We start from the raw sequence: 17,978 nt of genomic DNA, 5'->3' as shown, positions 1-17,978 counted from the left end.
TGGGCCAGAGGCAGGCTGGCGATCGGCGCGCCGGTGGCGGGCGGCGCCGGCGGGGCGGCGGCCTGCTGGTTACAGCCGGCCAGCGCGCCGCTGATCGCCAGCGGCAGCAGGACGGAGGGGAAACGACGGATAAAGCGGGTCAAGGCTCTGTCTCCCGGGCCTGGTTTCAAGAGCGCTCGGCCGGGCTTTGGGGTCGCGACCGAAGGGTGGGTTCTCGATACATGTCCAGCCTTGAACCGCCTTTGAGGCCCTCGTTCATCTCACGCTCAGGCCAGCGCCCTATTCTCGCCGCATCGCCTTCATCGCCAGCGACGCGCCCAGCGCCACCAGGCAGACGAAGAACGCCGCCTTGGTCACGGCGGCGGCCACGTGGACGACGAAGCCCAGGACCCCGAACAGGATCATCAGGACCAGCAGAACGGCGGCGAGCTTGAGCATGTCGCGATAACGCCGGCGGGCGGCGGCGGTTCCGCCTTCAGCCGGCGCGCCACAGACCGATCGAGCCGCCCGGACCGCACAGCACCCCGGCCTTGCGCGAACTCAGCCGGACGGTGTTGAACGGCGCGGACGACACGCGCTGGAACGGCGCGTCGTCATAGCTGACCAGCACGCCCGAGAGACCGGCGGCCATCACCGTCTTGCCGTGGACCGCCACGCTGGAGAGATAGCCGGCCGGCGCGGGCGCGCGCCGGACCTCGAGGGAGCCCGGACCGAGGATGGCCAGGTTCGCGCCCTCGGCGTCCGGCGCCTTGTAGTCGCCGCCGCAGACCCACAGCTCGCGGCGCTTGCTCCAGGCCACCGCGAACGCGCCCCGCGACGGGGCGTCGGCCGGAATCGGGGTCTTCAACGCCACGAAGTAGCGGCCGCCCTCGCGGGAGACATAGACCCGCGCCATGCCGCCTCCGCCCGTGCAGAACGCGACCTCGCCGTGCGGACCGATGGCCAGACAGCCGTTCGACGCGGCGAAGGCGCCCTCCCCGTCGTCGGCCGGCGGCAGGGCGTCGGGCGGCAGCCGCGTCCAGGTCTGGCCGCCGTCGGCGGTGTAGAGCACCGTGAACCGCCCCTCGGTCGGGTCGCCCAGGATGAAGCCGCGCCGGTGGTCGACGAAGGCGATGGCGTCCCAGAAACCGTTGGGATCCTCGTTGACCGCGACCCGCGTCCAACGCTTGCCGCCGTCGCGCGTGCGCCACAGCTGCGAGGCCTGTCCAGGACCGGCGCTCATGGCCAGCACATGGTCGTCGTCGAAGGCGTGCAGCCCGCGAAAGTCGAGGTCCTCGGCCCCGACGATCCGCATCGGGTCCTGCCGCTCGTCGCGGCCCCGGATGATCCAGCCCTTGGAGCCCGAGGCCCACCAGGTCTTGCCGCCCGTCGCCGACAGGCCGCGCAGCTGGCTGTCGACCGCCGAGGCGGGCATCCGGACGCCGCCGAGGCCCGGCGCGGCGAAAGCGGGCGGGGCGGCCAGCGCCGCGCCCCCGGCGATGATCAGGTCTCTGCGGTTCACGGCGCCTTCGCTTCTCCTCGCGGCCTCGGCCGGCTTCGGGCGGACCAGCCACGCACGCCGCCTTCGCGCGCGTCAAGCCCAAGCCCAAACCTCGCAAAGCCCAAATCAAGGCCGCCGACAGCGTCCCCAAGCCAATAGGCCTGCGACAATCCACCTCAGGGTTCGCCGATGGTAACTAAACATTCCAAGATGAAAGACTGTCGACGCGAAGGAGATCATCCTTGGAACAGGCTCGACATCTTGATGACGACCGCCGCGTCGCGCTCCTGCAACTTCTTGGCGTATTCGGAACACGACGCGAGCCGGTTCTGGAACTGATCGCCGAGGGGGCGCGTCTGGCCCTGGAGGCGGACGCGGGGTTCGTGTCCTTCGTCGACGAGGACCTGGTCTGGTTCAAGGCCGCGCACGGCGCCCAGCCGCATACCCTGCCCCGATCGCAAGCCTTCTGTGACGGTGTCGTCAAAACCTCGGCCCCGCTGGTCATCGAGGACGTTCGCGCCAATCCAGCCACCGCCCATTTGGATGCGGGCGCCTATGCCGGCGCGCCGGTCTTCGTTCGCGGTCAGGCCGTCGGCACGGTGTGCGTCACCTGCCGCGCGTCGCGCGCCTTCACCGAGGCGCAGTTGGCTCAGCTGGCCGTCCTGGCCAAGCTCGCCAGCGAACGGCTCGAAACCCGGCGCGAGAAGCTCTTTCTCTCCAAGGTGGTCGACGGGACCTCCGACGCGGTCCTGATCGTCGACGAGAACCAGATGATCCTGCATTGGAACGCCGCCGCCGAGGCCGTGTTCGGCTACACCGCCCGCGAGGCGCTGGGCCAGTCGCTGATGATGATCATCCCGCCCCGACTGCGCGCGGGCCATGAGCGGGGCTTCACGCGCCTTTGCCTGGGCGGCCGCCCGACCCTGACCGGCGCCGTGGAGGTCCCGGCCCTGCGACGCGACGGCTCCGAGTTCCCGACCAGCCTGTCGCTGTCCATATGGCGCGACAACGACCGGATCATGATCGGGGCCATCATCCGCGATATCTCGGATCGGGAGGCCCTGCACCAGGCCAGGGTCGCCAACGAGGCCAAGACGCGGTTCCTGGCCAATATGAGCCATGAGATCCGCACGCCGCTGAACGGCATGTTGGGTCTGGCCGACGTCCTGTCGCGCACGGCGCTGTCGTCCGATCAAGCCGAGCTGCTGCGGGCCATGACCGGCGCCGCCCGGACGCTGGAAGCCCTGCTCAGCGACGTGCTCGACCTGGCGCGGCTCGAAGAGGGCGCGCTGCGCCTCGCCGCCGAGCCCTTCGACCTCGCGGGCCTGGCGCGCGAGGTCGGCGAGCTGCACCGTCCGGTCGCCGAGGCCAAGGGCCTGACCTACGCCGTCTCGGCGCCGGAGGGCGAGCGTTGGGTCGTCGGCGCGCCGGTGCGGCTGCGCCAGGTGCTGGGCAACCTGCTCAGCAACGCGGTCAAGTTCACCCACGCCGGCGCGGTCAGCCTCGAGGTCCGGACGTCGAACGAGGGGTGGCGCTTCACGGTGACCGACAGCGGGATCGGGTTCGACGAGGCGGCCAAGGCTCGGATCTTCGATCGCTTCGCCCAGGCCGACGAGTCGATCACGCGCCGTTATGGCGGCTCGGGGCTGGGCCTTTCGATTTGCGTCGACCTGGTTCGCGCCATGGGCGGGACGCTGTCGGCCTCGTCGACGCCCGGCAAGGGCGCGACCTTCAGCTTCGCCCTGCCCTTGGCCGACGCCGACGTCGCCGAGCGGATCCCCGAGGTCCCCGATCGCCAGAGCCGCGCGATACGGGTTTTGCTGGCCGAGGACCACGAGATCAACCGCAGGGTCATCGAGCTGATCATGGGCGAGGTCGGGGCCGAGCTGGTGTCGGTCTGCGACGGACGCCAGGCCGTGGAGGCCTATGCGTCCTCGCCGTTCGACCTGGTGCTGATGGACATGCAGATGCCGGTCATGGACGGTCTCAGCGCCACCCGCGAGATCCGCGCCCAGGAGCAGCGGCGCGGCCAGCGGCCCTGTCCGGTGATCATGCTGACGGCCAACGTGCTGCCAGAGCACCTGCGCGCCAGCTTCGAGGCCGGGGCGGACCGCCATCTGGGCAAGCCGATCGAGGCGGCGCGGCTGCTGTCGGCGGTCGACGACGTGCTGGCCGAGCGGCAGGAGGCCTTTCCGGCCTGATCCGAAGGCGGCCCAAAAGAAAACGGCCCCGGAGGTTTCCCTCCGAGGCCGCTTCGGCGGTTCCACAAGGAACCCGTTCCCGACGAGACGCCGGGATCGGATTACTTGATTTGGACCTTGGCGCCGGCTTCCGTGAGCTTCTTCGAAACTTCTTCGGCTTGTTGCTTCGAGACGTTTTCGACGACGTTCTGCGGAGCGCCTTCGACCAGGTCCTTGGCTTCCTTCAGGCCGAGGTCCGGACGGACGCCGCGGACTTCCTTGATCACGTTGATCTTCTTGTCGCCGCCGTCGACCAGGACGACGGTGAATTCGGTTTGCTCTTCGGCGGCTTCGGCCGGAGCGGCGGCGGCGCCGCCAACAGCGGCGACGGCGACCGGAGCGGCGGCCGAGACGCCCCACTTTTCTTCCAGCAGCTTCGACAGTTCAGCGGCTTCCAGCACCGACAGGGTGGACAGTTCTTCGACCAGCTTTTCGAGCTTCGACATGTGTCAGTTCCTAAAGAGAGATTGGGATAGATTTGCGGGGATGACCGTTACGCGGCGTCTTTGGTCGCGTAGGCGTTGAAAACGCGAGCCAGCTGGCCAGCCGGGGCCTGCAGGACGCCAGCGATCTTGGTCGCCGGAGCCTGGATGAGGCCGATGAGCTTGCCACGCAGTTCGTCCAGCGACGGCAGGGTCGCCAGAGCGCGCACGCCAGCTTCGTCCAGCACGTTGGTCTGGTCCAGAACGCCACCGACCAGCTTCAGCTTGTCGTTTTCCTTGGCGAACTGCACCGCGATCTTCGCGGCCGAAACGGCGTCCGGGCCGTAGGCGATGGCGACCGGGCCGGTGAAGAGCTTTTCGCCCTTGTCACCGAGCTTGCCGTCCAGAGCCTTGAGGGCCAGGGTGTTCTTCACAACCTTGATCGCGGCGCCTTCCTTGCGGAGGCGAAGACGAAGGTCGGTCATTTCCGCAACGGTCAGACCCATGTAGTGGGTCACGACGACAGCGCCGGCGTCGGCGAACACGCTTTTCAGCGATTCGATCGACTCCTGCTTTTGAGCGCGGTCCATTGCGGTCTCCTACTCAGTTAGCAGCGGCCGGACCATTCCGGCAGCCAGATGCGGTCCCATGCGGAATTGCTCCCGCGCGCGAGTCGCATATGCCTGTTCCAAGGAAAGTCAGCCGCGCTCCGGTCTCGGGCTATAGCCACGAGCAGGAGGACTTGGCGTCTCTATCCCTGTCTCCCGACGGCGAGGAAGGGCTCTTCCCCGGTTATGGCGTTGGTGACCCCACGCCCCGTAGTTCTCAAACAGGTTCCCCAGCGGACGAGTCCGCCGAAGAGGCGCGCCGTATAGACGGTTCGGCCGAAAAGTTCAACTCCCCCCAACCACCGTCATTCCCGCCACAAGGGCGGGAATGACGGTGTGTAATGGTGAAGGCTGTGCTTTCTTGCGCCCGCGCTCCAGAGAGATCCCAGCCCATGAAACGCACCGCCGCCGCCCTGACCGCGCTCTTCCTGGCCTTCGCCTCGCCCGCCCTGGCCGAGCTGGCCGCTCCGCCGACGCCTCGGGCCGTCATCGCCGATCCGGCGCGGGACAAGGCCCATCCGCCGGGGATGGCGGCGTTCCAGCTCGACATCGCCGGATCGAAGGTCAACGCCATCCTCTACACGGCCGCCGGCGACCAGCCGCATCCGACGATGCTGTTCCTGCACGGCTTCCCGGGCAACGAGACCAATATCGACCTCCTGCAGGCCGTGCGCCGCGCCGGCTGGAACGCCATGCGGATCAACTATCGCGGCTCGTGGGGCAGCCAGGGCAAGTTCAGCTTCGCCAACGCCCGCGCCGACGGAGAGGCGGCGGTGGCTTGGCTCTTGGATCCCGCGAATATCGCCAAGTACCATATCGATCCCAAGCGGATCATCGTGGCCGGCCACAGCATGGGCGGCTTCATGGCCGCCAGCGCGGCGGCGGCCGACCCGCGCGTGGCCGGGACGGTGATGATCGACGCCTGGAACATCGCCGGCGACGCCGCGCGGATCACCGACGACCAGAGCCGCAAGGCCGCCGTCGAAAACATGCGCCCCGACACCGCGCCCCTGGCGACCACGCCCGAGGCCCTGGTCGACGAGATCGTGCGCGACACGGCCAAGCTGAACCTCGAGACGCTGGCCGCCAAGATTTCCGACCGGCCTGTGCTGATGATCGGCGCGGAGTACGCCAACGCGCCCAAGGTCCGCAAACAGGCCGCCGCCGCCAAGGCCGCGGGGGCCAAGGCCCTGACCGAGGCCTATTACCCCACCGATCACAGCTTCTCGGATTCCCGCATCGCGCTGGAGGCCGAGGTGCTGCGGTGGCTGGCCCGCTTCGACCCGACCATCCTGCCCGCCGGCCCGACCATCCCGCTGCACGCGGCCTATGACGAGCAGAACCCCTTCGCCCGCGCCATCAGGGGCGAGATGCAGGTCTTCAAGGTCTATGAGGACGCCGACGTCCTGGCCTTCATGGACTACGCCCCCATGGAGCCCGGCCATGTGCTGGTGATCTCCAAGACCTCCAAGGCCCGCAACCTGCTGGAGATCGATCCCAAGGACCTGGCCAAGGTCATGGCCGTCGCCCAGAAGGTCGGCCAGGCCGAGGTCGACGCCCTGGGCCTGTCGGGCTTCATGATCGTGCAGAACAATGGCGTCGGCCAAAGCGTGCCGCACCTGCACGTCCACGTGATCCCGCGCATCGCCGGCAAGCCGGTCTACATGGCCGAGAACGCCAAGGCCGATCCCAAGGATCTGGAGGCGATGGCGGCCAAGATCAGGGCGGCGATGAGGTAGCGCACGGTCTCGGACCCTTACCCCGTCATCCCGCGCTTCATGCGCGGGACCCATGGTTCAGCTTCCACATGAGAACCTGAGCTTTCTCCGCACGTGCGGCCGACAGATGGGTCCCGCGCATGAAGCGCGGGATGACGGTGCTTTTTTGGAAGGCCAAGCGCCAGCCCAAACTGCACGCGACGCCCGTCCTACCCTAGCCGCCCCAGCGCCGCCCGCCCCGCCGCCGCGCCGGTGGCGAAGCAGGCCTGCAGCAGGTAGCCGCCGGTCGGCGCCTCCCAGTCCAGCATCTCGCCGGCCAGGATCACGTCTGGTCGCGCCTTCAGCGCCAGGCCATCCAGGCTTTCGAACCGCACGCCGCCGGCCGAGGAGATGGCGCGCTCCAAGGACTGGACCCCCGTCAGGGCCAGCGGCGCGGCCTTGATCGCCGCCGCCAGGGCGGCGGGCTCGGAGGGCAGGTCCAGGCCGTGCGCCTCGCGCAGCAGATTGACCTCGACGGGCGACAGCTTGACGGCCTTGCGCAGGAAATTGGCCAGGCTATGGCCGCCGCGCGGCGCGCGCAGACGGCGCTCCAGGGTCTCGACAGGGATGTCCGGCCGCAGGTCGACGGTCAGGACCGCGCCGCCGGCCAGGGCCGCGTCGCGCGCCGCGCCGCCCAGGGCGTAGACCGCCCCGCCCTCCAGGCCATAGCGGGCCACCATCGCGTCGCCCCGCGCGCGGGCCGATCCCAGGCTCAGCGACACGTTCTTCAGGGGCTCGCCGGCGAAGCGATCGCGGAAGACGGCGCTCCAGGCGACATCGAAGCCGCAGTTGGCCGGGCGGAACGGCGCGATCTCCGAGCCGCCGACCCGCAGCAGCGGCGCCCAGGCCGCGTCCGAGCCCAGCTTGGGCCAGCTGGCGCCGCCCAGGGCCAGGACCGTCGCGCGGGCCCGTATCACATGGCGGCCGTCGGGCGTCTCGATCACCAGCCGCCCCGCCGCGTCCCAGCCCTTCCAGGTCGCGCGCGGCCTCAACGCGACGCCCAGGCCCTCCAGCCGCGCCAGCCAGGCCCGCAGCAGCGGCGAGGCCTTCATCGCGGTGGGAAACACCCGGCCGCTGGCGCCCACGAAGGTCCGCTGGCCCAGCCCCTCGGCCCAGGCCGTCAGGTCCTTGGGCGCGAAGGCCTCCAGCATCGGCGCCAGCCGCGCCGCCCGGTCGCCGTAACGCGCCACGAAGCGCTCGAAATCCTCCGAATGGGTCAGGTTCAGCCCGCCGCGCCCGGCCATCAGGAACTTGCGCCCGAAGGTCGGCATCTTCTCGAACACGGCCACGGACTTGCCGGCCTTGGCGACCGTCTCGGCCGCCATCAGCCCCGCCGGTCCGCCGCCGATCACCGCGACGTCGAGGATCTCCGCCTTTTCCCCGATCGGCACTTCAGGCGGCCTCGATATCGGTCAGGGCGAAGTCCTCGCCCTTGTAGAGCAGCGGCGCGCCGTGGACCTTGGCGCAGGCATAGGAAAAGCAATCGCCCATGTTCAGCCTGGCCGGGTGGACGCCCTTGCCGTAGCGGGCGTGGGCGTCGAGGGCGACGCGCTGCTCGGCCTCGCCGATGGGTACGACGCGCGCCCCGGCGCCGAACTGGTAGCCGGCGACGATGGCCTCGACCCGGGCCTGGTCCTGGCGCGTGACCTTCATGATCGCCCGCACGGTTTCCCAGTTGGACAAGGCCGAGGTCAGCACCAAGCCCGAGGTCAGCAACCGCGCCTCGAAATCCTCGGCTTCCGGCTCGTTCAGGATGATGGCCGTCCAGGCCGAGGCGTCGACGAACATCACTCGTCGTTGAGGCTGTCGAAGAAGGCCTTGTCCGCGACCTCGCCCGTCCTGGGCCAGGCGGCCACTTCGTCGCGAATGGCCTTCAACGCGGCCCGCTTCTGGGCGAGCGCCTTCTCGTCGGCTTCCCGCGCCTTATTGACCGCCAGCTTGATCGCGTCGGTGATGCCGACGCGCTTTTCCTCGGCGTACTGACGCACCAGGGCGTCGGTCTCGGGATCGCGGACGTGAAAGGGCATGGGAGGCTCCGTCTAGACGGAAGGTAGCATCGGCTAGCCGGGGGTACAACGTAGGGGTCTTCCTTCTCCCCTTGCGGGAGAAGGTGGCCCGCGAAGCGGGTCGGATGAGGGGGTGAAATACCTATCCGGTTAGCCGAGCGCGACCCTTCACCCGGCCTTCGGCCACCCTCTCCCGCAAGGGGAGAGGGAAGACCCCCAAACGCGAAAACGGGCGCTGGATCGCTCCAGCGCCCGTTCGCTTACGCTTTACTGAAAAGCTTAGGCTCAGCCGACCGAGGCGGTGTCGACCTTGAAGCCCGGACCCATCGTCGACGACAGACCGATGCGCTTGATGAACACGCCCTTGGCGCCCGAGGGCTTGGAGCGGTTCAGGGCTTCGATCAGAGCCTTGACGTTGACGACCAGGGCTTCGTCGGTGAACGAGGCCTTGCCGATGCCGGCGTGAACGATACCGGCCTTTTCGACGCGGAACTCCACGGCGCCGCCCTTGGCGTCCTTGACGGCCTGGGCGACGTTCGGGGTCACGGTGCCGACCTTCGGGTTCGGCATCAGGCCGCGCGGGCCCAGCACCTTACCGAGGCGACCGACCAGGGCCATCATGTCCGGGGTCGCGATGACGCGATCGAAGTCCATGAAGCCGCCGGCGATCTTTTCGTACAGGTCTTCGGCGCCGACGTGCTCGGCGCCCGCGGCGGTCGCTTCGGCCGCCTTGGCGTCCTTGGCGAACACGGCGACGCGGACGTCACGGCCGGTGCCCGACGGCAGGTTGACGACGCCGCGGACCTGTTGGTCGGCGTGACGCGGGTCGACGCCCAGGTTCACCGAGATCTCGATGGTCTCGTCGAACTTGGCCTTGGCGTTTTCCTTGACCAGCTTGATGGCGGCTTCGACCGAGTGGGTCGCGTCGCGGTCGCCGGTCCAGGCCTTGATGCGCTTGGGTTGCTTAGCCATTGGATTAGGCCTCCACGATCTTCAGGCCCATGGCCTTGGCGGAGCCTTCGATGATCTTGGCGGCGGCCTCGAGATCGTTGGCGTTCAGATCCTTCATCTTCTTTTCGGCGATCTCGCGCAGCTGGGCGCGGGTGATCGAGCCGACGGTCTCGCGACCGGTCAGCTTGGCGCCCGACTTCAGACCGGTGGCCTGCTTCAGATAGAAGGTGGCCGGCGGGGTCTTGGTGACGAAGGTGAACGACTTGTCCTGATAGACCGTGATGACGGTCGGCAGGGGGGTGCCCTTTTCGACGTTCTCGGTGCGCGCGTTGAACTCCTTGCAGAAGCCCATGATGTTGACGCCGCGCTGACCCAGAGCCGGGCCGATGGGGGGTGAAGGCGTGGCCGAGCCAGCCTTCACCTGGAGCTTGATGTAGCCCAGGATCTTCTTAGCCATGATATCCTCACTGGTGAGCCGTGGTGCGGGCTTGGCGACCCTTCCACGGATTTGAACCCGCCCTCTCTCCGGAAAAGAGAAAACGACGAGCACGCCCCCGAACGGGGTCCGGGGGCGAGGCGGGGCGTGTAGCAGGCGAAGGCCAGGGAGTCAAAGCCCCCTTACCCTCTCCGCGCCGCGCGTCCGGCCTTCACCGCGGCGGCCAGGTCGTCCAGCATCCGGACCGAGGTCTCCCAGTCGACGCAGGCGTCGGTGACCGACTGGCCGTAGACCAGCGGCTGGCCGGGCACGATGTCCTGGCGGCCGGCGACGAGGTTGCTCTCGATCATCACGCCCATGATCGGCGAGGCGCCGCCGGCCAGTTGGGCGCACACGTCGGCGGTGACGGCCGGCTGGTTCTCATGGTTCTTGCCGCTGTTGGCGTGGCTGACGTCGACCATCAGGCGCGGCGCGAGGCCGGCCTTGGCCAAGGCCTGGGCGGCGGCGGCGACGCTTTCGGCGTCGTAGTTCGGAGTCTTGCCGCCGCGCAGCACCAGGTGGCAGTCGGGATTGCCGGTCGTCGTGGCGATGGCGGCGCGGCCCTCCTTGGTCACGGCCAGGAAATGGTGCGGCTGGGCGGCGGCCGTCACCGCGTCGATCGCCACCTTCACGTCGCCGTTGGTCCCGTTCTTGAAGCCGACCGGGCAAGAGAGGCCCGAGGCCATCTCGCGGTGGATCTGGCTTTCGGTGGTGCGGGCCCCGATCGCGCCCCAGGCCACCAGGTCGGCGATGTACTGCGGCGTCGTCACGTCCAGGAACTCGCAGGCCGCCGGCAGGCCCTGGGCGCTGACGTCCAGGAGCACCCGGCGCGCCCGGCGCAGGCCCTCGTCGATGCGGAAGCCGCCGTCCAGATCCGGGTCGTTGATCAGCCCCTTCCAGCCGACCGTGGTGCGGGGCTTCTCGAAATAGACCCGCATGATCACCTCCAGCTCGCCGGCGTGACGCTCGCGCTCGGCGGCCAGTCGGCGGGCGTAGTCCAGCGCCGCCTTGGGATCGTGGATCGAGCACGGGCCGATCACCACCACCAGCCGGTCGTCGCGACCGTCGAGGATGTCGTGGACGGCGCGGCGGGCGTCGCCGACCACCTCGGCGACCGACGAACTGGCCGGCGCCTCGCCGATCACCTGGGCGGGCGGGCTGAGGGTTCGCAGCTTGGAGATCCGAAGATCGTCGGTGGGGACGGGCAGCGCGGTGACGGCGGCGGCGGATGGCATGGCTTTGCTCCTGGAAGGTCGGGAGGTCCGGCGGCCATCAAAAAAGCCGCCCGGGGATCCCCTGGCGGCTGGTGAAAGGTGTTCTAGAGAGCCTGATCTTCAGGCCGAACGATCCCCTCCCGGCGCCAGAGGCGTCGGATAGCTAAAATACCAAAACAGCTGTTGGCTGGCGGCGAGGGTCATCGCCGTGACCCTAGAGCCAAGTTCGCCGCCTGTCACGTCCAAAGCGCGCGGCCCTTTCCCGCGTCTCCCAGCCGGGCGCGTCAGCCGACGAACGCCCGCTCGATGACGAAGTCGCCCGGCTCGGCGTTGGAGCCTTCCTTCAGGCCCTGGGCCTCCAGGATGGCGGCGGTGTCCTTGATCATGGCCATCGAGCCGCACAGCATGGCCCGATCGTGCTCGGGATCGAACTTCCCGCCCTCGACGCCCAGATCGCTGAACAGCTTGCCGTTCTCGATCAGGTCGGTGAAGCGGCCCTGGCGTTCGAACGGCTCGCGGGTCACGGTCGGATAATAGGTCAGCTGGGCGCGGGCCTCGTCGCCGACCAGCGGGTCGTCGAAGATGTCGCGGGTAAAGAGGTCGCGATAGGCCAGCTCCTTCACCTCGCGCACGCCGTGGCAGACGATCACCCGCTCGAAGCGGCTGTAGGCGTCCGGGTCGCGGGCCACCGACAGCCAGGGCGCCAGGCCCGTGCCGGTGCCGAACAGGAAGAGGCGCTTGCCCGGGCGCACGGCGTCCAGCACCAGCGTGCCGGTCGGCTTCTTGCCCAGGAGGATCTCGTCGCCCTCCTGGATCAGTTGCAGACGCGAGGTCAGCGGACCGTCGGGAACCTTGATCGAGAAGAATTCCAGCTCCTCGGCGAAGCTGGGCGAGCCGATCGAGTAGGCGCGCAGGATAGGCTTCTTCTCGCCCAGGTCCTCGCGCGGCGGCAGGCCGATCATCACGAACTCGCCCGAGCGGAAGCGGAAGCTGGCCGGGCGCGTGATGGCGAAGCTGAACAGCCGGTCGGTCCAGTGCTTCACCCACAGCACCGTCTCGGTGAAGTAGGGAGCTTCCTTGACGGGGGCGGGAGCGGCGGACGCGGTGGCCGTCATCTGACCTGAATCCTTCGAAAAACCAAAAGCCGCCAAGGCGGAGCGGCGCGGTCGGCTGTCTCATGGGATCACGGCCGTCTTCCTGTCAACGCCGGTTGTCTAAAGACGAGGCGGGAAAAACTCCGACCAGACCGACGCTCCATGACGGAGGGCGAAGGGGGCCGACACCGGCGTCCGAAAGATCAGCCTCAGTATTGGCGCCACAAAGAAAAACGTCGGTTCGGTTCGCGAACAGTCGTCAGGATGAGACACGACATCATCGGAATCGGTATGAGATTGCGCGTCTAGCCGACAAATGGTCGCGGCGCGTTCGAATGCCGTCCGGCCAAGGACAATCTGTTTCCCGATCCCGGGAAACGCCGAACCGATTTTTCGAAAATGGCGAAAATGTGATTGCCGGTCTTTCAAACCGGGCGCAGACTTCTTTTGCTTCGTTCGCGGAGCCAACGATACGGAGGAACGTATGCGGGTTTGGTTCGTAGGGGCCGCCGCGGCGGCCGGTATGGTAGCGTTTGGTTTGGCCGGTTGCAGCGAAGGCGGCGCGAAGACGAAGGTCGCGCAGGCCCAACAAGTCATCGTCGAAGGCACGTCCGTCACCGCCTCGGGCTGCGTCAGGCCGGTCGAGAAGACCAACTGCCTGGTCGTGAAGGGCCGCGGCGGCGGCTATTACGACATCAGCGCCGTCAGCCCGGCGCCCGACCTCTCCAAGGGGGTGGCGATCTCGCTGCAGGGCACCGACAAGGGCAAGAACACCCAGTGCGGACGCCAGCTCACCGACGTGAAGTGGTCGTATCTGGGCATCCAGTGCGGCGGCTCGACGGCGGCCAGCGCGGCGGGAACGACCGAAAAGGCCAAGACCGAGAAGGCCGGCTGATCGTCTCGGCCGCTTTATGACCCCCTAGCCCTCGCCGGAGCCCGGATCGGTCCGGGTCTTCGGCGAACGGCTGCTGTCGGCCGCGCCGGGCGGTTCGGTGGCCGGACGCGGCGGCGCGCCGTCACGCGACGGCGGACGCTGATTCTCGTGCTCGATCTCGCGATTCGACGGGCGGTCGGACGCGGTCGAAGACGGAGGCGTCTGGGCGGGCGTGTTTCGAATTTCGGGCATGTCGGGATAACGCCCGGCCGGGCGCATCGATCCCGCCCCGCTTGATATCGGCGCGGTTCCGACCGCTCGAGACCATCATTCCTCGGCGCGCGGCTTGCCCGCCGTACACGACCCTGCTAAATGGCGCGGCTCTGGCGACAGGACGTGGCGCGCCGAGGCCTTTCCAGGCCTCTCGGCGCGCTGTCCGTCTCCGGATCTCCGTCGGCCCGAAAGGGCGGTCGGTCCGCAGGAGTGTAGCTCAGCTGGTAGAGCATCGGTCTCCAAAACCGAGGGCCGGGGGTTCGAGTCCCTCCACTCCTGCCACTATATGTTTCCGACGGGTCGCTCCTGACCCGCACCTTAGGAAGTCGTGAGCCTCAAGAGCATGGCCAGGAAACCGGGATCCAGCCCGTCCGCTATGAAGAACCGCGCCGCCAAGACGGCCGCGGCGATGGCGCCCGCCGGGGCCGCCGCGACGACGGCCGCCGCTCCCGCCGCTCCGAAGAAGCGCGTCAGCCCGGTCCAGTTCTTCCGCGAGGTGCGCGCCGAGACCCGCAAGATCACCTGGACCAGCCGCAAGGAAACCTGGATCACCTCGGTGATGGTCTTCATCATGGTCGTGATGGCGTCGCTGTTCTTCGCCGCGATCGACGGCGGCCTGGGCCTGGCCACGACCCAGCTTCTGAAGCTGGCCACCGCGGGATAAGATAAGACGATGAGCACCGAAACCGCGTCCAACCCGAACCACAAGTGGTACATCGTCCACGCCTACTCGAACTTCGAGAAGAAGGTGGCCGAGAGCATCCGCGAGCAGGCCAAGAACCAGGGCCTCGAGGAGAACTTCTCCGAGATCCTGGTCCCGACCGAAGAGGTCGTCGAGATCCGCCGCGGCCGCAAGATCAACGCCGAGCGCAAGTTCTTCCCGGGCTATGTCCTGGTGAAGATGAACCTCTCGGACGAGGCCTACCACCTGATCAAGAACACCCCGAAGGTCACGGGCTTCCTGGGCAGCGGCTCCAAGCCGATGCCGGTCTCCGAAAAGGAAGTCCAGCGCATCATCGGCACGATCGAGGAAGGCGTCGCCGCCCCGAAGGCCGTGGTGCTGTACGAGGTCGGCGAGAACGTCCGCGTCATCGACGGCCCGTTCGCCAGCTTCAACGGCTCGGTCGAGCAGGTCGACGAGGAAAAGGCCCGCCTGCGGGTCACCGTCTCGATCTTCGGCCGCGCCACCCCGGTCGAGCTGGAATACGCCCAGGTCGAAAAGATCAGCTGATCGTCCTCGGATGGGTTTGAAGTTTCGAAGGCCCCGTGCTCGCAAGGCGCGGGGCCTTTGCTTTGGGGGCTCAGTCGGCGAGGTCGAGTTTCAGGATGCGGCCCTGGCGGTCCTGGACGATTCGTACGATCCGGCCCTCGCGGATGGGGCCGCCATGGGCGCGGGTCTGATGAAAGCCACCCTCGTCGACCGCTGCGCGATAGGAAAACCAGATCTCGCCGACGCGGAAGCGCTCCTCGTCATTGCTGCCGACCGGGCTAGGCTGGAAGTCTGACACCGCGCCCTCGACGACCGTAAAGTCCCGCTGAGCGAAGATGCGCGCGATCGCGACTTGGCGGTGGCGCATGCCGACCAGAGCGACGATGGCGATCACGGCCGCAAGCGCGGCAAAGCCTCGGCTGATCTGCCGCCTCTGATCCGCCGGAATTCGTTTTCCGTCACGACCGAACTCATTCACGGCCGTCCACCACACGGCGACGAAGGCGATAAGTACAAAGATCCCGACAGGCAGATAGGCGGATAGCCCCTCGGCGCTGGCGTCGAAATAGGTCCGGAACGACATGGGGACCTCGGGTTGAGGGGCGTGACCTATAAAGCCATGGCGCGTCTTGCCAGTATGTTATGAAAGTTATCCACAGGGTCGCTTCGCCCTCCTTTCCTTAGGGGGAAGGTGGCGCGGCGCGAAGCGGCGTGACGGAAGGGGCCTGGCCTGTCCGCTGCGAGCCCCCTTCACCGGTGTTTGCCGGTCCCGCTCCCCCAGTGGGGAGGAGAGGGGATGAATGCTCGTCGATTTCGCGATCGGGTTGTTTAAAAACAACGCCTTACATAAAAACACCCGTTTCTTATTCCCCGCTCTCCAAACCGGCCTCATGCTCTATCCCCATGAGCCAGACCCCAACCGCCCCCTCCCCCGCCGCCTGGTGCGCCGACCTGCAGGCCCGGATGATGGCCGCGCTCGACGCCGCCTGGGCCCTGATCGAGCAGAGCGACGATCCGGCCCTCATCGCCAAGGCCCGCGACAAGGCGCGCGTGTGCGGCCAGATGGCGGCCGCCGCGCGCAAGGTGGCGATGCTGGTCCCGGCGCGAAAGGGCGCGATCCTGCCCGCCTTGGAGGCTTTCGAGCGGCTGGAAGCGGCAACCGGTCCGATCGTGGCGGCGGCCGAGAGCAAGCCGCCCGCCGCGCAGGCCCAGGCCATGCGCGCGGCCCTGGCCAAAATGAAGCGGCGATAGCGAAGACATTACGTCGCATCATCCAGGAATGCGAAAAGCAGTCATCGCGAATACTTTTCCCACGTCTAAAGCACTCAGGTAAATATCATCGTCGAACAAATCCAATCAGGAATATGAGTTTCCAACTCCCAATAAGATATCATTTGATGACGTAAAGGATTTTTAACCCGGTCAAATCCAGGTTTGTCTCATGTCGAACGCCGCACCGACTCGCGAAATCGAGCGAGACGGCTGTTTTCCGGGAGCCGAGAGCGCTTTGAATAACCTCAAGATCAGCACGAAGATCGCGGTCCTCGTCCTTTTCCTCGGCTTGATCTGCATCGCGGTGGCCAGCTACGGCGCCCTGCGGATCATGTCGGTGGACGCGGCCTATTCCAACCTCACCGACGTGCGGGCGAAGGCCCAATCGTCGCTGCAGCGGGTCAACCGCTCCGTCAGCCAGATGAGCTATTCGGCGGCGATGGGCATCATCGCCTCGGATCCCAAGTCGGTCGCCGAGGAGACCGCCAATTACCAGGCCGCCAAGGCCAAGACCTACGGCTATATCGACAAGGCGGCGCGAGGCCTGCCGGACTACGCGTCCGAACTCGCGGTCCTGAGACGCGATCTGGACAAGGTGACGGCCGCGCTGGACAACGTGGTCCAGCTCAGCGGCCAGGGACGCGAGGCCGAGGCGAGAGAGGCCATGAAGCTGGCGCGTCCGATGGTGTCGGACTACAGCAAGGCCAACAGCGCGCTGGTCGATCGGGGCGTCACGGACATGGCGCGCGCCTCCGACGACCTCACGGCGGGCGCGGGCCGGACCGCCCGCAACCTGCTGATCCTCGCCGGCCTGGGCGTGAGCGCCGGAGTCGGCGCCGCCCTCTGGATGTCGCGCGCCGCCATCACCCGTCCGTTGACCGCCCTGGCCAACGACATGCGGCGTCTGGCCGACGGCGATCTCGACGTCCGGGTCACGGGCCAAGGGCGCCGTGACGAGGTCGGGCTGATGGCCGGCGCGGTCCAGGTGTTCAAGGACAATGGGCTTAGGGCCCGGGCGCTGGCCGCCGACGCCGAGCGCCTGAAGGCCGAGGCCGACCTCGCCAACGGCCAGGCCGAGGAACAGCGCCGCGCCAACGCGGCCGAGCAGGCCATGGTCGTCAAGGCCCTGGCCGGCAGCCTCAGCCGCCTGGCGGAAGGCGACCTGACCGCCCAGATCGACGCCGATTTCCAGGGCCAGTACGCCCAGATCAAGGCCGACTTCAACGCCGCCGTCGAGAGCCTCCGCACGGCGATGAACGCCATTTCGGAGTCGACCAGCGGCATTCGCGGCGGTTCGGACGAGATCGCCGTCGCCTCCAGCGACCTGTCGCGCCGCACCGAACAACAGGCGGCCAACCTGGAAGAGACCGCCGCGGCCCTGGACCAGATCACGGCCACGGTCCGCGCCAGCGCGGACGGCGCGCGCCAGGCCTCCGAAGCCGCCAGCCAGGCCCGCCGGGACGCCGCCAATTCCGGCAAGGTGATGCAAGACGCCGTGTCGGCCATGGTCGAGATCGAGGAGAGCTCGACCCAGATCACCAACATCATCGGGGTGATCGACGAGATCGCCTTCCAGACCAACCTGCTGGCCCTGAACGCCGGGGTCGAGGCCGCCCGCGCCGGCGACGCCGGCAAGGGCTTCGCCGTCGTCGCCCAGGAGGTCCGCGCGCTGGCCCAACGCTCGGCCGAGGCCGCCAAGGAGATCAAGGCGCTGATCGCCGGCAGCTCCGCCCATGTCTCGCGCGGCGTCCAGCTGGTCGGCGACACCGAGACGGCCCTCAGCGACATCGTCGCCAAGGTCGCCGAGATCGACGGCCTGGTCTCGCGGATCGCCCAGTCGTCGCAGGAGCAGGCCACCGGGCTCAACCAGGTCAACATCGCCGTCAACCAGATGGACCAGGTGACCCAGCAGAACGCGGCCATGGTCGAAGAAGCCACCGCCGCCGTCTCGAACCTGCGGGTCGAGACCGGCAAGCTGACCAACCTGGTGACGCGCTTCAAGATCCAGCGCCAGGGCTCCGCGAGCCGCCCAGGCGCCGGCCTGACCGTCGCCCAACGCCAGGACCGCGTCGCCGCCTTCGCCCGCGGCGCCTGACAGAGGC

Annotated in this window: 21 protein-coding genes and 1 tRNA gene; 8 read left to right on the top strand and 14 right to left on the bottom strand. The window is 68.0% G+C overall.

Features of this window, described 5'->3' with window-relative positions; translation table 11 throughout:
• Positions 1–279: 279 nt before the first annotated feature.
• A complete protein-coding gene (locus tag OR37_RS16700) occupies positions 280–438 on the bottom strand; it encodes a hypothetical protein (protein WP_004622449.1) in 159 nt (52 codons plus the stop codon).
• 37 nt (positions 439–475) lie between these two features.
• Positions 476–1,501 (bottom strand): WD40/YVTN/BNR-like repeat-containing protein, encoded by a 1,026-nt coding sequence (locus tag OR37_RS16695; RefSeq protein ID WP_004622447.1) that lies wholly within the window; start codon positions 1,499–1,501, stop codon positions 476–478.
• 221 nt (positions 1,502–1,722) lie between these two features.
• Here OR37_RS16695 and OR37_RS20830 point away from each other — a divergent pair, with 221 nt between their 5' ends.
• Positions 1,723–3,681, top strand: a complete 1,959-nt coding sequence (locus OR37_RS20830) for a hybrid sensor histidine kinase/response regulator (RefSeq protein WP_004622444.1) — start codon at positions 1,723–1,725, stop codon at positions 3,679–3,681.
• Positions 3,682–3,782: 101 nt separating this feature from the next.
• Here the strand turns inward: OR37_RS20830 and rplL are convergent, their stop codons facing one another.
• Both rplL and rplJ read right to left on the bottom strand, forming a co-directional pair.
• Positions 3,783–4,166, bottom strand: a complete 384-nt coding sequence (gene rplL / locus OR37_RS16685) for a 50S ribosomal protein L7/L12 (protein ID WP_004622442.1) — start codon at positions 4,164–4,166, stop codon at positions 3,783–3,785.
• A gap of 47 nt (positions 4,167–4,213) precedes the next feature.
• Entirely contained in the window at positions 4,214–4,732 is a 519-nt protein-coding gene (gene rplJ / locus OR37_RS16680; protein ID WP_004622440.1) for a 50S ribosomal protein L10, read from the bottom strand.
• Positions 4,733–5,142: 410 nt separating this feature from the next.
• On the opposite strand from rplJ, the gene OR37_RS16675 reads away from it, so the two are divergent.
• Entirely contained in the window at positions 5,143–6,489 is a 1,347-nt protein-coding gene (locus tag OR37_RS16675) for an alpha/beta fold hydrolase (RefSeq protein WP_004622438.1), read from the top strand.
• 188 nt (positions 6,490–6,677) lie between these two features.
• Here OR37_RS16675 and OR37_RS16670 read toward each other — a convergent pair whose 3' ends face one another.
• The 8 genes from OR37_RS16670 to OR37_RS16640 form a co-directional block, all read right to left on the bottom strand.
• A complete protein-coding gene (locus tag OR37_RS16670; RefSeq protein WP_035017593.1) occupies positions 6,678–7,916 on the bottom strand; it encodes a TIGR03862 family flavoprotein in 1,239 nt (412 codons plus the stop codon).
• Positions 7,900–8,295 carry a type II toxin-antitoxin system VapC family toxin gene (locus tag OR37_RS16665; protein ID WP_004622433.1) on the bottom strand — a complete coding sequence of 132 codons (396 nt, stop codon included), beginning with the start codon at positions 8,293–8,295 and terminating at the stop codon, positions 7,900–7,902. Before OR37_RS16665 ends, OR37_RS16670 begins: the two co-directional genes overlap by 17 nt.
• Positions 8,295–8,534: a type II toxin-antitoxin system VapB family antitoxin gene (locus OR37_RS16660; RefSeq protein WP_004622431.1), complete on the bottom strand. Its 240-nt coding sequence runs from the start codon at positions 8,532–8,534 to the stop codon at positions 8,295–8,297. The genes OR37_RS16665 and OR37_RS16660 overlap by 1 nt, the downstream gene beginning before the upstream one ends.
• Positions 8,535–8,798: 264 nt before the next feature.
• Positions 8,799–9,485: a 50S ribosomal protein L1 gene (gene rplA / locus OR37_RS16655; RefSeq protein ID WP_004622429.1), complete on the bottom strand. Its 687-nt coding sequence runs from the start codon at positions 9,483–9,485 to the stop codon at positions 8,799–8,801.
• 4 nt (positions 9,486–9,489) lie between these two features.
• On the bottom strand, positions 9,490–9,921 hold the full coding sequence (gene rplK, locus OR37_RS16650; protein WP_004622427.1) for a 50S ribosomal protein L11: 432 nt from the start codon (positions 9,919–9,921) through the stop codon (positions 9,490–9,492).
• A gap of 161 nt (positions 9,922–10,082) precedes the next feature.
• Positions 10,083–11,174: a 3-deoxy-7-phosphoheptulonate synthase gene (locus OR37_RS16645; protein ID WP_004622425.1), complete on the bottom strand. Its 1,092-nt coding sequence runs from the start codon at positions 11,172–11,174 to the stop codon at positions 10,083–10,085.
• Between the two features lie 99 nt (positions 11,175–11,273).
• On the bottom strand, positions 11,274–11,357 hold the full coding sequence (locus OR37_RS21500) for a hypothetical protein (RefSeq protein WP_106404400.1): 84 nt from the start codon (positions 11,355–11,357) through the stop codon (positions 11,274–11,276).
• 80 nt (positions 11,358–11,437) lie between these two features.
• A complete protein-coding gene (locus OR37_RS16640) occupies positions 11,438–12,268 on the bottom strand; it encodes a ferredoxin--NADP reductase (protein ID WP_004622423.1) in 831 nt (276 codons plus the stop codon).
• 463 nt (positions 12,269–12,731) lie between these two features.
• Between OR37_RS16640 and OR37_RS16635 the strand changes: the two genes are divergently transcribed.
• Entirely contained in the window at positions 12,732–13,142 is a 411-nt protein-coding gene (locus OR37_RS16635; RefSeq protein ID WP_004622421.1) for a hypothetical protein, read from the top strand.
• A 24-nt stretch (positions 13,143–13,166) separates the two neighbouring features.
• Here OR37_RS16635 and OR37_RS16630 read toward each other — a convergent pair whose 3' ends face one another.
• A complete protein-coding gene (locus OR37_RS16630; protein ID WP_054508576.1) occupies positions 13,167–13,373 on the bottom strand; it encodes a hypothetical protein in 207 nt (68 codons plus the stop codon).
• 227 nt (positions 13,374–13,600) lie between these two features.
• On the opposite strand from OR37_RS16630, the gene OR37_RS16625 reads away from it, so the two are divergent.
• From OR37_RS16625 to nusG, 3 genes are all read left to right on the top strand, one after another.
• A tRNA-Trp gene (locus OR37_RS16625) sits at positions 13,601–13,676 on the top strand.
• A 61-nt stretch (positions 13,677–13,737) separates the two neighbouring features.
• The gene (gene secE / locus OR37_RS16620; RefSeq protein ID WP_035017592.1) at positions 13,738–14,058 is read left to right on the top strand and encodes a preprotein translocase subunit SecE; all 321 of its coding nucleotides are present in this window, start codon (positions 13,738–13,740) and stop codon (positions 14,056–14,058) included.
• Positions 14,059–14,067: 9 nt separating this feature from the next.
• On the top strand, positions 14,068–14,625 hold the full coding sequence (gene nusG, locus OR37_RS16615; protein ID WP_004622414.1) for a transcription termination/antitermination protein NusG: 558 nt from the start codon (positions 14,068–14,070) through the stop codon (positions 14,623–14,625).
• 70 nt (positions 14,626–14,695) lie between these two features.
• Here nusG and OR37_RS16610 read toward each other — a convergent pair whose 3' ends face one another.
• Positions 14,696–15,187, bottom strand: a complete 492-nt coding sequence (locus tag OR37_RS16610) for a hypothetical protein (RefSeq protein WP_004622412.1) — start codon at positions 15,185–15,187, stop codon at positions 14,696–14,698.
• A 320-nt stretch (positions 15,188–15,507) separates the two neighbouring features.
• On the opposite strand from OR37_RS16610, the gene OR37_RS16605 reads away from it, so the two are divergent.
• Together OR37_RS16605 and OR37_RS16600 are read left to right on the top strand one after the other, a co-directional pair.
• Positions 15,508–15,855: a hypothetical protein gene (locus OR37_RS16605; protein WP_004622409.1), complete on the top strand. Its 348-nt coding sequence runs from the start codon at positions 15,508–15,510 to the stop codon at positions 15,853–15,855.
• Positions 15,856–16,111: 256 nt separating this feature from the next.
• Positions 16,112–17,971 (top strand): methyl-accepting chemotaxis protein, encoded by a 1,860-nt coding sequence (locus OR37_RS16600; RefSeq protein WP_054508575.1) that lies wholly within the window; start codon positions 16,112–16,114, stop codon positions 17,969–17,971.
• The last annotated feature ends 7 nt before the right edge of the window (positions 17,972–17,978 follow it).

The organism is Caulobacter vibrioides OR37 (genome assembly GCF_000372645.1).
Lineage (GTDB): Bacteria > Pseudomonadota > Alphaproteobacteria > Caulobacterales > Caulobacteraceae > Caulobacter > Caulobacter vibrioides_E.
This window is presented reverse-complemented; position numbering and strand designations above follow the sequence as displayed.

Coding starts and splice junctions, on each gene's coding strand:
- OR37_RS16645 (WP_004622425.1), bottom strand. CDS start 11,174: ATGCCATCCGCCGCCGCCGTCACCGCGCTGCCCGTCCCCACCGACGAT.
- OR37_RS21500 (WP_106404400.1), bottom strand. CDS start 11,357: ATGACCCTCGCCGCCAGCCAACAGCTGTTTTGGTATTTTAGCTATCCG.
- secE (WP_035017592.1), top strand. CDS start 13,738: ATGGCCAGGAAACCGGGATCCAGCCCGTCCGCTATGAAGAACCGCGCC.
- nusG (WP_004622414.1), top strand. CDS start 14,068: ATGAGCACCGAAACCGCGTCCAACCCGAACCACAAGTGGTACATCGTC.
- OR37_RS16635 (WP_004622421.1), top strand. CDS start 12,732: ATGCGGGTTTGGTTCGTAGGGGCCGCCGCGGCGGCCGGTATGGTAGCG.
- rplJ (WP_004622440.1), bottom strand. CDS start 4,732: ATGGACCGCGCTCAAAAGCAGGAGTCGATCGAATCGCTGAAAAGCGTG.
- rplK (WP_004622427.1), bottom strand. CDS start 9,921: ATGGCTAAGAAGATCCTGGGCTACATCAAGCTCCAGGTGAAGGCTGGC.
- OR37_RS16630 (WP_054508576.1), bottom strand. CDS start 13,373: ATGCCCGAAATTCGAAACACGCCCGCCCAGACGCCTCCGTCTTCGACC.
- OR37_RS16660 (WP_004622431.1), bottom strand. CDS start 8,534: ATGCCCTTTCACGTCCGCGATCCCGAGACCGACGCCCTGGTGCGTCAG.
- OR37_RS16665 (WP_004622433.1), bottom strand. CDS start 8,295: ATGTTCGTCGACGCCTCGGCCTGGACGGCCATCATCCTGAACGAGCCG.
- rplL (WP_004622442.1), bottom strand. CDS start 4,166: ATGTCGAAGCTCGAAAAGCTGGTCGAAGAACTGTCCACCCTGTCGGTG.
- OR37_RS16605 (WP_004622409.1), top strand. CDS start 15,508: ATGAGCCAGACCCCAACCGCCCCCTCCCCCGCCGCCTGGTGCGCCGAC.
- OR37_RS16610 (WP_004622412.1), bottom strand. CDS start 15,187: ATGTCGTTCCGGACCTATTTCGACGCCAGCGCCGAGGGGCTATCCGCC.
- rplA (WP_004622429.1), bottom strand. CDS start 9,485: ATGGCTAAGCAACCCAAGCGCATCAAGGCCTGGACCGGCGACCGCGAC.
- OR37_RS16640 (WP_004622423.1), bottom strand. CDS start 12,268: ATGACGGCCACCGCGTCCGCCGCTCCCGCCCCCGTCAAGGAAGCTCCC.
- OR37_RS16675 (WP_004622438.1), top strand. CDS start 5,143: ATGAAACGCACCGCCGCCGCCCTGACCGCGCTCTTCCTGGCCTTCGCC.
- OR37_RS16700 (WP_004622449.1), bottom strand. CDS start 438: ATGCTCAAGCTCGCCGCCGTTCTGCTGGTCCTGATGATCCTGTTCGGG.